This is a genomic window from Myxococcus sp. AS-1-15 (assembly GCF_020037055.1).
Taxonomy (GTDB): domain Bacteria; phylum Myxococcota; class Myxococcia; order Myxococcales; family Myxococcaceae; genus Myxococcus; species Myxococcus fulvus.
This window is the reverse complement of sequence record NZ_JAIQDF010000022.1, coordinates 1-13,754: the sequence shown is the minus strand read 5'-3', so window position 1 is coordinate 13,754 and position 13,754 is coordinate 1. Positions and strand designations below refer to the sequence as shown.

Sequence of the window (13,754 nt, the reverse complement as noted above, 5' to 3'; positions counted from 1 at the left end):
GCGCGGAGACAGACAATGACGGCACGTCCTCGGTGGAGCTCCGACGAGCTCGAGCAGGTGCGCGGACTCGCGGCCACCTATTTCACGAAGGAGGTCCTCCCCAACGTGCCCAAGCACGTGGCCCAGGGCTTCCCGGACAAGGCGCTCTACCGCCGGGCGGGCGAGCTGGGCCTTCTGTGCATGTCCATCCCGGAGGCATACGGCGGCGGCGGCGGCACGTTCGCCCACGAGGCCATCCTCCTGGAGGAGCAGGTGCGCGCCGGGGACCCGACGATGGGCTTCGCGGTGCACTCCACCATCGTCGCGCACTACGTGCTCGCGTACGCCTCCGAGGCCCAGAAGCTCAAGTGGCTGCCCAAGCTCGCCAGCGGCGAGTGGGTGGGCGCCATCGCCATGACGGAGCCGGGCACGGGCTCGGATCTGCAGGCCATCTCCACCCGCGCGGTGCGCGACGGCGACTTCTACAAAGTGAGCGGGTCCAAGACCTTCATCTCCAACGGCCGCGTCTGTGACTTCCTCATCATCGCGGTGCGCACCAGCGACGTGAAGGGCCATGCGGGCATCTCCCTGTTGTGTGCCGAGGTCTCCGACACCACGCCCGGCTTCGAGCGGGGCCGCATCCTGGAGAAGCTGGGCGGCCACGGGCAGGACACCACGGAGCTGTTCTTCGACGAGCTCCGGATTCCGGCCGTCAACGTGCTGGGCGGCGCGGAGGGCTCGGGCTTCATCCAGCTGATGCAGCAGCTGCCCCAGGAGCGGCTGGCCACGGCGGTGCTCGCGCAGGCGAGCATCGAGCGGGCCGTGGCGCTCACGGTCGACTACACCAAGCAGCGCCAGGTGTTCGGCAAGCCGCTTTTCGCTCTGCAGAACACGCGCTTCGAGCTGGCGGAATGCGCGACGCTGGGGCGGGTGGGCCGGGCGTTCCTCGACGAGTGCGTGGAGAAGCACCTGGCGGGGGAGCTGGACGTGGCGTCCGCGGCCATGGCCAAGTACTGGCTGACGGACCAGGCGAGCAGCGTCGCGGACCGTTGCCTCCAGCTTTTCGGAGGGTATGGGTACATGAAGGAATACCCCATCGCTCACCTGTTCGCGGATACTCGCGTCATGCGCATCTTCGCCGGCGCCAACGAGGTCATGAAGGAACTCGTCGCCCGTTCGCTGTAGACCACTCCCACACCGAATCCCAAGGAGGCTCCCGGTGAGCCAGGAAGCATTCATCTTCGACGCCGTCCGTACACCTCGCGGCAAGGGCAAGAAGGGCGCGCTGCACGGCATCAAGCCCATCTCCCTGCTGGTCGGCCTGGTGGACGCCCTCAAGAAGCGCCACCCCGGCCTGGACCCCCAGCAGATCGACGACATCGTGCTGGGCATCGTGTCGCCGGTGGGCGACCAGGGCGCGGACATCGCGCGCACGCTGGTGCTGGCGGCGGGCCTGCCGGAGACGGTGGGCGGCGTGCAGCTCAACCGCTTCTGTGCCTCCGGCCTGACGGCGGTGAACATGGCCGCGCAGCAGGTGCGCTCGGGCTGGGAGCACCTGGTCATCGCGGGCGGCGTGGAGAGCATGTCGCGCGTGCCCATGGGCTCCGACGGCGGCGCGTGGGCCATGGACCCGGCCACCAACTACGACACGTACTTCGTGCCGCAGGGCATCTCCGCGGACCTCATCGCGACGATGGAGGGCTTCACCCGCGAGGACGTGGACACCTACGCCGCGCAGTCGCAGGCGCGCGCCGCGAAGTCCTGGGCGGAGGGCTACTTCAAGAACTCCGTCATCCCCGTGGTGGACCAGAACGGCCTGGTCGTCCTGGAGCGCGACGAGCACCCGCGCAAGGACACCACCGTCGCCTCGCTGGGGCAGCTGAGCCCGTCGTTCGCCGCCATGGGCGAGATGGGCGGCTTCGACGCGGTGGCGCTGCAGAAGTACCACATGGTGGAGCGCATCGAGCACGTGCACACCCCGGGCAACTCCTCCGGAATCGTGGACGGCGCGGCGCTGGTGCTCATCGGTTCGGAGAAGGTGGGCAAGTCGCTGGGGCTGACGCCGCGCGCGCGCATCGCCGCGGTGGCCACGTCCGGCTCGGACCCGACCATCATGCTGACGGGGCCCATCCCCGCCACTCGCAAGCTGCTCGACATGACGGGCCTGTCGGTGAAGGACATCGACCTGTTCGAGCTCAACGAGGCCTTCGCCTCCGTGGTGCTCAAGTACCAGAAGGACCTGGGCATCCCGAACGAGAAGATCAACGTCAACGGCGGCGCCATCGCCATGGGGCACCCGCTGGGCGCCACGGGCGCGATGATCCTGGGCACCATGGTGGACGAGCTGGAGCGGCGCAAGGCGCGCCGGGCCGTCATCACCCTGTGCGTCGGCGGTGGCATGGGCGTGGCCACCCTCATCGAGCGCGTCTGACCTTTCTGCGCATCCCCTTTCGACCAAGATTCGAGCAAACCCCATGAGCGAGCAGAGCACCATCCGCTGGGACAAGGATGCCGACGGCATCGTCACCTTGACGCTGGATGACCCCCACCAGTCCGCCAACACCATGAACGCCGCGTACATCCAGTCGATGCGCGCGACGGTGGAGCGGCTGGTCAAGGAGAAGGCCGACATCAAAGGCGTCGTCATCACCTCCGCGAAGAAGACCTTCTTCGCCGGCGGCGACCTGAACGACCTGTTGAAGATCCGCAAAGAGAACGCGAAGCAGGCGTTCGAGCTGGGCCAGGAGCTCAAGGCGCAGCTGCGCGCGCTGGAGACCCTGGGCAAGCCCGTGGTCGCCGCCATCAACGGCGCGGCGCTGGGCGGCGGCCTGGAGATCGCGCTCGCCTGTCACCGCCGCATCGTCGCGGACGTGAAGGGCGCGCAGATTGGATTGCCGGAAGTCACGCTGGGCCTGCTGCCCGGCGCGGGCGGCGTGGTGCGCACGGTGCGGATGCTGGGCATCGTGGACGCGCTGATGAAGGTGCTCCTGCAGGGCCAGCGCTACCGTCCCCAGGAGGCCAAGGAGGTGGGCCTGGTGCACGAGGTGGTGGACTCGGTGGAGGCGCTCATCCCCGCGGCCAAGGCGTGGGTGAAGGCGAACCCGAGCTCGCAGCAGCCGTGGGACCAGAAGGGCTACAAGATTCCGGGCGGCACGCCGACGTCCCCCGGGCTCGCGGCGAACCTGCCGGCCTTCCCCGCCAACCTGCGCAAGCAGCTCAAGGGCGCGAACATGCCCGCCCCCCGCGCCATCATGGCGGTGGCGGTGGAGAGCACGCAGGTGGACGTGGACACCGCGTTCACCGTCGAGTCGCGCTACTTCACGGAGCTGGCGACGGGTCAGGTCGCGAAGAACATGATTCAAGCGTTCTTCTTCGACATGCAGCACATCAACTCCGGTGGCGGCCGGCCCAAGGGCCATCCGCAGCACACGGCGAAGAAGGTGGGCATCCTGGGCGCCGGCATGATGGGCGCGGGCATCGCCTACGTGTGCGCCAAGGCGGGCATCGAGGTGGTGCTCAAGGACGTGAGCGTCGCCGCCGCGGAGAAGGGCAAGCAGTACTCCGTGAAGCTCGTGGAGAAGGCGCTGGAGAAGGGCAAGACGACGAAGGAGAAGGGCGACGCGCTGCTCGCGCGCATCACCCCCACCCAGGACGCCGCGGCGCTCAAGGGCTGCGACCTGGTCATCGAGGCCGTGTTCGAGGGCGTGGAGCTCAAGCACAAGGTCTTCCAGGAGGTCCAGGACGTGGTGGCGCCCGACGCGGTGCTGGCGTCCAACACGTCCACGCTGCCCATCACCCTGCTCGCGGAGGGCGTGAAGCGCTCCGAGGACTTCGTAGGCATGCACTTCTTCTCCCCCGTGGACAAGATGCCGCTGTTGGAGCTCATCGCCGGCAAGAAGACGAGCGACGCGACGCTGGCGAAGGCCATCGACATCGCGGTGCAGATCGGCAAGACGCCCATCGTCGTCAACGACAGCCGCGGCTTCTTCACCAGCCGCGTCATCGGCACGTTCCTCAACGAGGCCATCGCCATGGTGGGCGAGGGCATCTCCCCGGCGTCCATCGAGCAGGCGGGCCTGCAGGCGGGCTACCCCGCGGCGCCCCTGGCGCTCATGGACGAGCTGACGCTGACCCTGCCGCGCAAGATTCGCGAGGAGACGAAGGCCGCCGCGGTGGCCGAGGGCAAGCCGTGGGCGGACCACGGCAGCTACGCCGTCGTCGACTCGCTCATCGACCAGCACGGGCGCAAGGGCCGCTCCACGGGGGCGGGCTTCTACGACTACGTGGACGGCAAGCGCGCGGGCCTGTGGTCGGGGCTGGCGAAGCACTACACCAGGCCGGGCACGACCATCCCCTTCGAGGACATGAAGGACCGGATGCTGTTCGCGGAGGCCATCGACACGGTGCGCTGCTTCGACGAGGGCGTGCTGCGCTCGGCGGCGGACGCCAACATCGGCTCCATCCTGGGCATCGGCTTCCCGGCATGGACGGGCGGCGTGGCCCAGTTCATCAACGGCTACGAGGGGCCCACGGGCACGGGCCTCAGGGGCTTCATCGCCCGCGCGAACGAGCTGGCGAAGCGCTACGGCAAGCACTTCGAGCCGCCCGCGTCGCTCATCCAGAAAGCGGAGCGAGGTGAGCTCCTGAAGTAGCCGCGCATCGCCTTTCGCAAGGAGAAGTCCATGGTCCAGAGCTCCAGTCGCCTCGCCGCCGTACCGCCTCCGCTCGACGCGGGGGCGCTCGTCGAAAAGCAGCGCGCCTATTTCGAGTCTCGCGTGACGCTCCCGCTCGAGTGGCGGCGGGCGCGGCTGGAAGCCCTGGACCGGGTGGTGCGCAAGTACGAGGCGGAGATCCTCGCCGCCCTCAAGGCCGACCTCTCGAAGAGCGCCGAGGAGGCGTATCTGACGGAGGTCGGCAGCATCCATGGAGAGATCAAAGGTGCGCTCAAGCACCTGAAGTCGTGGATGAAGCCGCGCCGGGGCTCGGCGCCCATCGTCATCCAGCCGGCGCGGGCGTACCAATACTCGGACCCGCTGGGCGTGACGCTCATCATCGCGCCGTGGAACTACCCGTATCAGCTGTCCATCGCGCCGCTCATCGGGGCGCTCGCGGCCGGGTGCACCGCGGTGCTCAAGCCCAGCGAGCTGGCGCCGGCGACGTCGGCGGTGCTGGCGAAGCTCCTGGGTGAGGCCTTCTCCCCGGAGGTCGTCGCCGTGGTGGAGGGCGACGCGGACGCCAGCCGCGAGCTCCTGGCGCAGCGCTGGGACCTCATCTTCTTCACCGGCGGCACCCAGGTGGGCCGCGTGGTGGCCGAGGCCGCCGCCAAGCACCTGACGCCCACGGTGCTGGAATTGGGCGGCAAGAGCCCCTGCATCGTCGACCGGAGCGCGGACCTGGAGGTCACCGCCCGGCGCATCGCCTGGGGCAAGTACCTCAACGCGGGCCAGACGTGCATCGCCCCGGACTACGTGCTGATTCCTCCCGAGCTCAAGGCGCCCTTCACGGAGCTGGTGAAGAAGGCCGTCACCCAGTTCTACGGCCAGGACGCGCGCCAGAGCAGCGACTACGGCCGCATCATCAGCCCCCGGCACTTCGAGCGCGTCCGCGCGCTGGCCGGGCACGGCAAGGTGGCCTTCGGCGGTGAGCACGACGCGGCCAGCCGCTTCTTCGCCCCCACCGTCATCACCGACGCGCCCCTGTCCAGCCCGCTGATGCAGGATGAAATCTTCGGCCCCCTCCTCCCGCTGGTGGACTGCCCGAGCATCGACGAGGCCATCCGCTTCGTGCGCTCGCGCCCCAAGCCGCTCGCGCTCTACAGCTTCTCCAAGGACGCGGCCGTCAACGAGCGGGTCCTGACGGAGACGTCCAGCGGCGGCGCGGTGGTCAACGACGTGTGCGTGCACTTCGCGGCGGAGGGGCTGCCCTTCGGCGGCGTGGGCGAGTCCGGCGTGGGCGGCTACCACGGCCAGGCCAGCTTCGATGCCTTCAGCCACAAGAAGAGCGTGGTGAAGCGACCCTTCCTGCTGGACCTGGCGATGCGCTACCCGCCGTACGTGGGCAAGCTGGGCCTCTTCAAGCGCCTGATGTAGCCCGACACGACGAGGCCGCCGGGACGCTGCTCCCGACGGCCCGGTTTCCTCCAGGCCTCTCGCGGACGGGCACCCTGCCCCGCCCGCGCGAGGCCTTCGTCGTCACAGCGTCTTCATGTACTCGATGATGGCCCAGCGCTCGCTGTCGGTGAGCGACTGGGTGAAGTCGTGGCCCTCGTTGCCGAGCCCGTACAGGTGCGAGTTGAAGATCATGCGCGAGCGGATCTGCTTCTGGGTGATGGGCGGCGGCGACTGGTAGGCCAGCGAGTTGTAGTTGGCGACGGTGTTGGCGATGTTCGCGAACAGGACGTCGAGCGTGGCCATCTCCTGGCTGCAGGGGATGAAGGGGTCATTGGCCGGGCGGTCTCCGCAGGCCAGGGCCTGCACCTTCCAGCCGAGCTTGTTGAAGTCGTACGCGGCGAAGCTCATGTCGTAGCCGGCGTTGGAGCCCAGCGCGTTGCCGGAGACCTGCTGGCGCTTCCAGACCTTGGGGCGATCCGAGGGCTTGAGCACATCCCACAGCGTGGGGACGCTGGAGTTGTGGAAGTACGGCGCGGAGGCCCAGGCGCCGTAGAGCGGCGTGGCGATGTAGCCGAAGGGCTTGATCCAGATGTTCGGCCCCTCCGGCGAGTAGATGGGCCCGGTGCCCCGGTCATACGCGGCGCGCGGCACGCGGCGCAGGGCGCTGGTGATGGGGTCGTCATAGAAGGGTCCGTGGTCCGGGTGCTGGTCGTTGTAGGCCAGGAAGGACGTGTTCCAGGCGCGGCGCTTGCGCTCGTCCGCCATCAGGTCCTTGCGGGCCGGGTCCGTGCGGATGGTCTCAATCGGGGTGATGACGCCGGAGATGCCCTTGAGGCGCGGGTCCGGGAGGAAGGCGGGGTTGGCGGCGTGGCGCGGCGAGTAGACGCCGTGGCAGCTCGCGCAGGAGCCGTTGCCAGCCTGCTTGGGAATGTTGGCGTTGGCGCCGTTGGCCCACAGGTCGCGCTCGTGGAAGAGGATGGCGCCCTGCTCCGCCAGGGCCGTGTTGATGGGCTTGGGATAGGTGGGCGGCGACAGGGAGACGAAGAAGTTGTCGTTGTCCTCGAACTCGGCGGTGAGGGCGCGACGTTCGGGGGCGGAGCGGGTGATGTTGGCGATGCCGAACGCCATCTCCGAGCGGACGTTGTCGGACGTGAGCGCGCCGTCCCAGAACTGGCGCGTCTTGAAGGCGCGGTACCACCAGTTGGGGGCGCGCGACATGCCACCCGCGTGGGTGGGGAAGTACTCGAGCAGGCTGGGCGCCAGCGACATGGCATCCATGTCGAAGAGCGCGGGCAAGAGGTCCACGATGCCAATGGCGTCGCTCATGCCGCGCCCGACGCTCCACGGCACCGGGACGATCTGGAAGATGTTGCCCACCACGGTGGAGCGGAACATGTCGGACTGGATGAGGCCCGCGTCGATGGCGTCACTGGAGCGGCCCCACAGGAAGGACGACTCCGAGTCGCCCCCCAGCTTCGAGTCATGGCAACCCGAGCAGGAGGAGGCGATGGCGCCCGTCCAGCGGCCGTTGGCGTCGCGCTCCTGGACCATGCCGAGGGGCAGCTGCCCGCTCCCGCCGTTGGTGAGGTTGGGGTTCTCCCAGGGGTACGGATAGGGATTGCGGAAGGGGGCCTTCGCCAGGCCGAAGCGCTTGATGATCTGCTCGTCGAAGTCCGACGGGCGCAGCGGGTAACCCCACAGCGTGTACATGAAGTAGTACGCGGACGCCGTGGTGAACGGCTGGAAGTAGGCCCGCGTCTCGATGTTCTTCTTGCCGCGGGCGACGCTGGCCCGGAACTCGCCACATGTCTTGGGGTTGGGCGGCAGGTTGGAGATGAACGGCGGCGGCGGGGTGTGCAGGTCCACCCAGAAGGCGTTGAACTGCACCGCCGCGCCCGGCTTGTTGACGCCCGGGACGACGAGCGTGCGCGGGTCCACGGGTAGCAGCGTGGAGTCCGGCTTCCCCTCACAGGCCGCCGCGAACGGCGCTCGCAAGGGGGTGCTGTCCAACAACGGCAACTCCGCGGCCGCGGCCTGGGTCACTCCCAGGGCCGCGACGAAGACACTCGACAAAGCCAACGAACCACTGCGGTGCAGTCGCATGAGCGGGCCCTCCTCCGCTTATTAGCAGGGTGACAACAAGACACTTTCTATGCCTGTCAGTGAAGCGTCTCAATACGCGTCGCGTCACCCCGTGACTGCCAATTGCCAATAAGGCCTCCTCGCCGGCCGAGCGGGTCCCGGAGGCAATCACAACCAAAACAACGACACGGCAAAGAGAGACTCCACCTGAAAGACAGCCACTTCTGTCCATCAGCCGACAGGGCCTGGGCGGACGGCTGGCGCCTCAGGACAGCTCCTCAATTCGTGCATTCCAGGTCATAATGAGAGGACCGCCACGAAGGAGGCTCGCGATGTTCGACGTCATGCAGGTCGCAAGGCAGCTCAAGAGCGCGGTGCTGGCGGACCCCGAGCGTTTCTACTCGAACGAGACGGGTGCATGGGTGGCAGGGCTGCCCAGACCACAAGAGATTCGCGTCGTCACGGGGCGGGAGCCCTTCTGGATCAACCTGGGCTACTGGCGTGACGTGGAGCGCGTGGACGAGACGAACTGCGAGCGCGTCGGGGATTTGTTCAAAGCCGCACAAGCGCAGATGGCCCATCTGCTCGCGCGCACGGCGCGGCTGGGCGAGCGGGACGTGGTGCTCGACTGCGGGTTCGGCTACGCCGACCAGGACATCCTCTGGGCGGAGGAGTACCGCCCCGCCCGAATCGTGGGCATCAATGTCACCCCCAATCAGGTCCGCGTGGGCAAGGAGCGCGTGAAGCTGACGGGGCTGGAGGACCGGGTGAGGCTGGAGGTGGGCTCGGCCACCCAGATTCCCTTCGGTGACGGCGAGTTCGACGTCGTCTTCGCGCTGGAGTCCGCGATGCACTTCCGCACGCGCGGCGACTTCCTGCGTGAGGCCTTCCGGGTGCTCAGGCCTGGCGGGCGCCTGGTGATGGCGGACATGTGTCAGAAGACGGACCGCGAGTCCGGCGCGGGCCTGCGCCGACGACTGCGGCACCGGTACTGGCGCGGACGGATTGCGTTTCCGGAGGCCAACGTCTGGACGACGCAGCGCTATCTCACGGAGCTGAACGCGGCCGGCTTCCACCAGGGGAAGCTGGAGTCCATCGCGTCGGACGTCTACCCGGCCGTCAACACCGCGCTGGCCGCGCTCCGGGGCATGACGGCCGCGGAGCGTCAGCCCGGCAGCGTCACCGTGGCGAAGGTGCGCGAGGACGTGCGGCGCGCCCGCCAGATGGAGTTCGAGCAGCTCCAGTGGCTGACGCTGTTCAACTGCGACGAGTACGCGGTGGTCAGCGCCGAGAAGCCCTGACGCCCACTCGCCCGGAAGTCGCTGGAGGACTTCCGGGCGGGCACCCCGCCTCAGGCGAGCGAGGCGACGTAGAAGTGCGTCGGCAGGTGGACGACGAGCGCCTCGTGAATCTCTCCGCAGACGGCCAGGCCGTCGCGCGGGAAGATGCCGGGAGGCGGCGTGGCGAAGCGGATGGAGGAGCGGCCGCTGTCGAAGATGGTGGCCGCCGCGGTGAAGTCCCCGACGATGACCTGCCCGGGGTCCACCATGCGCGCGCGGGCGATGCGCACGCCCATGCTCGTCAGGTCCGACAACAGCCCGCCCTTGCCCACGAAGTAGCGGTAGTAGTCCGCCGGGTTGACGAGGATGCCGTCCGCGCTGCCGCCCATCTGCTCCACCCTGTCACACGCCGCCAGCAGCGAGGACACGGGGTCCGAGCGCGCCGGCAGCCGCGTGATTCCCGGCGTCTCCAGCAGGCCCCGCACGCGGTCCCCTCCCCGCCCTCTGGCGAGCGCCTGGTTCTCCGCGGTGCACAGCCGCACGAGCAGCCGGAAGTCGATGAACGTCGCCAGCGTCTCCGGGTCGTCCAGGAGCGCGGGCGGGACCTGGATCCACGCCGTGGTGGGCTTGAGCGTCGCGAGGTCCGTGTGGAACTCGAACGCGGCCTCGGGGCGCAGGCCCACGTCCTCCACCTGGACGGTGGGCGGCGACTGGGGCGGCGTCTCGTGCCAGTACTTCACCTTGCCGCCCTCCGCCTTCACCACCTTGAACAGGCCGCGCACCGCGATGCGCGGGCGCCGCTTGAAGCCCGGGAAGGCCTCCGTGATGGTGTGCGAGAACTCCACCGAGGCCTTCGCGCCCTGCGTGGCGACGGCCTGGGCGAAGACCCTTCCGGGTGAGAGGAGCGGCTGCTCCGGGGATTCGTTCGTGCTCATGGCGCTCCCGGGCCTACTCGCCCCAGTCCTCCTCGACCTCGGGCGCTTCCTCAAGCCGGAGCGGATTGAGGCCGACCACCTCGAGCTCTCCGTCACAGCCCGAGCACGTCAACACCTCGCCCTGCACGCGGCCCTCGGCCTCGATGGGCTCCGAACACGTGGGACAGCGGGCCTGCCCGGTCGATTCCGACTGCTTCGTCAGTGCATGCATGCCCTTGCTCCTCTTTTGCTGAATCGGCGCAGTGTGTGAGTCTTCATTCCAGTCGTCAAGACAAGCCCTGAAACACAAGTGAGTGCAGCAAGGCCACATTTCTCAGGTATTTCGGCACGGCGTATCGACGTGCTCACGCGGACACACTCCGAGGGAGTGTCCGGGCGTGGGAACGTTCCAGCGCGTCACGCAGGAGCGTGACGAGGGTGTGAACTCCCGGGGCGCGCAGCAACGCGTAGTGGTCACCGGGCAGCGTGTGGACGACCGCGCCTCCCCTTGCGAGCAGCTCCCATTCGTGCGCGCGAGGTGACTCGGAGGATTCGATGGAGACCAGCGCTCCCGGGTAGGGCCTGGGCACGTAGCGCCAAGCGGCGCGGAGGTTGGCTTCGAACACGGCGCGCAGCGCGGCGAGCCCTGTTTCAGGGAGCGCCGAGGCGCGGCGCGCCGCGTCCTCCAGCACGCCCAGCGACTCCTCGGGGGCAAGGCTCGCGAGGACGTCTTCGGAGCACGGCAGCCAGGCTCCCGCCGAGCGCAGCACGTCCCGGAAGAAGAGCGCGCCCAACCGCGCGGGTTCGAGCCAGGACGGGTCCACCGCTCCTCCCGCGTGGGCCCGCGCATAGGTGTCGATGAGCACCAGCAGGTCCACCGACTCTCCGCGCGCCTGGAGCTGCTGGGCCATCTCGAACGCGAGCGTCCCGCCCAGGGACCAGCCCCCGAGCAGGTAGGGGCCCTGTGGCTGCACCGCGCGAATCGCGTGCAGGTAGCGCTCCGCCAGGGCCTCCACGCTGTCGAGCGGCGCGGTCTCCCCATCGAGGCCGGGCGCCTGGAGGCCGAAGAAGGGCTGGTCCGCGCCCAGCAGGTGCGCGAGCTCCGCGTACGCGAGCACGGTGCCACCCACGGGATGGACGCAGAAGAAGGGGCGCTTCGTCCCGCCGCGCAGTTGGACCAGGGGCGAGCTGGCCGCGGGCGCGCGACTCGATACCAGGGCCGCGATGCGCTCCACCGTCGCGCCCTGGAAGAGCGCGGCCACGGGGAGGGCTCGGCCCGTGAGTTCACGAATCCGCGCGAGCAGGCGCATGGCCAGCAACGAATGGCCGCCGAGCTCGAAGAAGTCATCGCGGATGCCCACCGGGTGCACGCCGAGCGTCTCCTCCCAGGCCCGGACGAGCTGGAGCTCCAGTGAGGTCCTCGGAGGAACCCGGGGCGCCGTGTCCCGTCGGGTGACGTCCGCGTCCGGCGTGGGCAAGGCCCGGCGATTCACCTTGCCGCTGGGAGACAGGGGAAGCGAGTCCAACATCACGAAGTGGCCTGGAACCATGTGGTCCGGCAGCCGCTCCTGGAGGAAGGCGCGCAGGGCTCTCGACTCGGGCTCCGCGCCGTCCGTGCCCACGACATAGGCCACCAGCCGCGACAGCCCCGAGCCATCCGCGCGCGCCTCCACCACGCAGTCCTTCACCGAGGGATGGTGTGCGAGCGCGGCTTCCACCTCCGCGAGCTCGATGCGGTAGCCGCGCACCTTCACCTGTGCGTCGCGTCGGCCGAGGAACTCGAGGGTGCCGTCGGAGAGGTAGCGCGCGAAGTCTCCCGTCCGGTACACCCGTGAGCCTGGAGCAAGGCCCACCGGGTCCGCGACGAAGCGCTCCATCGTCAGGTCCGGACGGTGGAGGTAGCCGCGCGCCAGCGCCGCGCCGCCGAGATACAGCTCGCCGGCGACACCCGGAGGAACCGGAGTGCCTCGCGCATCGAGCACGTGCACACGCGCATTCGAGATGGGACGACCGATGGGCGGCAGGTCCGGCCAGGACGCGGGGTCGCCCTCCAACGTGTGGGCCGTCACCACGTGGGACTCCGTGGGCCCGTAGTGGTTGTGCAACACGCAGCCCGGCAGGCGGCCGATGAAGCGCCGCAGCGCGGGTGTCACTCGGAGCTGCTCTCCGGCCGTGATGATTTCGCGCAGTCGACCCGGCGCCAGCCCGTCCCGGTCCGCCACCTCGGCGAGGTTCTGGAGCGCGACGAAGGGGAGGAACAGCCGCTCGACGCCATGCTGCTCCAGGTGCTCCAGCAGGGCACGTGCGTCCAGCCGCAGCTCCTCGGGGATGAGCACCAGCTCCCCGCCGGCCGCCCAGGTGGAGAACAGCTCCTGGAAGCAGACGTCGAAGCTCAGCGCGGAGAACTGGAGCGTGCGCCCCTGTGGCAGGCGCGAGGCGCCGAGCTGCCACTGCACCAGGTTGAGCAGGGGCCCATGGGGCATGGCCACGCCCTTCGGGTCTCCCGTCGAACCCGAGGTGTAGATGACATAGGCGAGCGACTCCAGCCCCGCCAGTGGCGGGAGGTCCTCCGGGTCCTCGTCCTCGAAGCGCGCCGCCTCCGTGTCGAGCAGCAGCCTCTGTGCCGCCCCGTCCGGCACGAGGTCGGCGAGGGAGGACTGCGTGAGCAACCACGGCGCCCTGGAGAAGCGGAGCATCCACGCCAGTCGCTCGCGCGGATAGGACGGGTCCAACGGGACGTAGGCGCCACCCGCCTTGAGGATGGCGAGCACACCGACCGCGAGGTCCAGGGAGCGACGGACGCACAGCCCCACCGGCACATCGGGGCCCACGCCTTCCCTGCGAAGGAGTCTCGCCAGTCGATTCGCGCGCTGGTTCAGCTCGCCGTAGGTGAGCACGTGCTCCCCGAAGCGGACCGCCACCGCGTCGGGAGTGCACTCGGCCTGCTCCTCGAAGAGCGCGTTCACCCGGCTCACGGAGGCAAGTGGCGCCTCGGTGGCGTTCCACTCCACCAGCAGCCGGTGCCGCTCGGACTCGGCGAGCAGCGGCAGCGTCTCCACGTCCTGCGCGGGCTGGGCGAGCGCGGACTGGAGCAACCGGAGGTAGTGCCCCGCCATCCGCGACACCGTCTCCTCGTCGAACAGGTCCGTGTTGTATTCCCAGGACGTCACCAGCGACTGGGGCTGTTCCTGGACGAACAGCGTGAGGTCGAACTTCGACATGCCCGGCTCGAAGGCGAGGCTCTCGACGCCGAGCCCCTGGAGCGACACCGGCACCGTGGGGCCCGGCATGACGAACATGACCTGGAAGAGCGGTGAGCGGCTCAAATCCCGGCTCGGCTGCAGCGCGTCCACCACCTGCTCGAAGGGCAGGTCCTGGTGCGCGAACGC

The 13,754-nt window shown here is 69.1% G+C and carries 9 protein-coding genes; 5 read left to right on the top strand and 4 right to left on the bottom strand.

Annotation, left to right across the window (positions count from 1 at the left end; translation table 11 throughout):
- The first annotated feature begins 15 nt into the window (after positions 1–15).
- Genes K8625_RS39260 through K8625_RS39245 form a run of 4 tightly spaced genes read left to right on the top strand, consistent with a single transcriptional unit; the run spans position 16 to position 6,068 of the window.
- Complete coding sequence (locus tag K8625_RS39260) at positions 16–1,164, top strand: acyl-CoA dehydrogenase family protein (RefSeq protein WP_141328616.1); 1,149 nt, start codon at positions 16–18, stop codon at positions 1,162–1,164.
- A gap of 34 nt (positions 1,165–1,198) precedes the next feature.
- Positions 1,199–2,410: an acetyl-CoA C-acetyltransferase gene (locus tag K8625_RS39255; protein ID WP_223752169.1), complete on the top strand. Its 1,212-nt coding sequence runs from the start codon at positions 1,199–1,201 to the stop codon at positions 2,408–2,410.
- 43 nt (positions 2,411–2,453) lie between these two features.
- The gene (locus K8625_RS39250) at positions 2,454–4,631 is read left to right on the top strand and encodes a 3-hydroxyacyl-CoA dehydrogenase NAD-binding domain-containing protein (protein ID WP_223785587.1); all 2,178 of its coding nucleotides are present in this window, start codon (positions 2,454–2,456) and stop codon (positions 4,629–4,631) included.
- 30 nt (positions 4,632–4,661) lie between these two features.
- A complete protein-coding gene (locus tag K8625_RS39245; protein WP_223785586.1) occupies positions 4,662–6,068 on the top strand; it encodes an aldehyde dehydrogenase family protein in 1,407 nt (468 codons plus the stop codon).
- A 102-nt stretch (positions 6,069–6,170) separates the two neighbouring features.
- Here K8625_RS39245 and K8625_RS39240 read toward each other — a convergent pair whose 3' ends face one another.
- Positions 6,171–8,192: a hypothetical protein gene (locus tag K8625_RS39240; RefSeq protein WP_223752172.1), complete on the bottom strand. Its 2,022-nt coding sequence runs from the start codon at positions 8,190–8,192 to the stop codon at positions 6,171–6,173.
- Between the two features lie 311 nt (positions 8,193–8,503).
- On the opposite strand from K8625_RS39240, the gene K8625_RS39235 reads away from it, so the two are divergent.
- A complete protein-coding gene (locus K8625_RS39235; RefSeq protein WP_141328624.1) occupies positions 8,504–9,472 on the top strand; it encodes a cyclopropane-fatty-acyl-phospholipid synthase family protein in 969 nt (322 codons plus the stop codon).
- 50 nt (positions 9,473–9,522) lie between these two features.
- Here the strand turns inward: K8625_RS39235 and K8625_RS39230 are convergent, their stop codons facing one another.
- The 3 genes from K8625_RS39230 to K8625_RS39220 all read right to left on the bottom strand — a co-directional run.
- The gene (locus K8625_RS39230; protein WP_223752174.1) at positions 9,523–10,386 is read right to left on the bottom strand and encodes a family 3 encapsulin nanocompartment shell protein; all 864 of its coding nucleotides are present in this window, start codon (positions 10,384–10,386) and stop codon (positions 9,523–9,525) included.
- A gap of 13 nt (positions 10,387–10,399) precedes the next feature.
- On the bottom strand, positions 10,400–10,597 hold the full coding sequence (gene lysW / locus K8625_RS39225; RefSeq protein WP_046714639.1) for a lysine biosynthesis protein LysW: 198 nt from the start codon (positions 10,595–10,597) through the stop codon (positions 10,400–10,402).
- 133 nt (positions 10,598–10,730) lie between these two features.
- The coding region (locus K8625_RS39220; RefSeq protein WP_223785585.1) for an amino acid adenylation domain-containing protein at positions 10,731–13,754 on the bottom strand (3,024 nt) is incomplete at its 5' end.

Coding starts and splice junctions, on each gene's coding strand:
- K8625_RS39260 (WP_141328616.1), top strand. CDS start 16: ATGACGGCACGTCCTCGGTGGAGCTCCGACGAGCTCGAGCAGGTGCGC.
- K8625_RS39250 (WP_223785587.1), top strand. CDS start 2,454: ATGAGCGAGCAGAGCACCATCCGCTGGGACAAGGATGCCGACGGCATC.
- K8625_RS39245 (WP_223785586.1), top strand. CDS start 4,662: ATGGTCCAGAGCTCCAGTCGCCTCGCCGCCGTACCGCCTCCGCTCGAC.
- K8625_RS39240 (WP_223752172.1), bottom strand. CDS start 8,192: ATGCGACTGCACCGCAGTGGTTCGTTGGCTTTGTCGAGTGTCTTCGTC.
- K8625_RS39235 (WP_141328624.1), top strand. CDS start 8,504: ATGTTCGACGTCATGCAGGTCGCAAGGCAGCTCAAGAGCGCGGTGCTG.
- K8625_RS39230 (WP_223752174.1), bottom strand. CDS start 10,386: ATGAGCACGAACGAATCCCCGGAGCAGCCGCTCCTCTCACCCGGAAGG.
- lysW (WP_046714639.1), bottom strand. CDS start 10,597: ATGCATGCACTGACGAAGCAGTCGGAATCGACCGGGCAGGCCCGCTGT.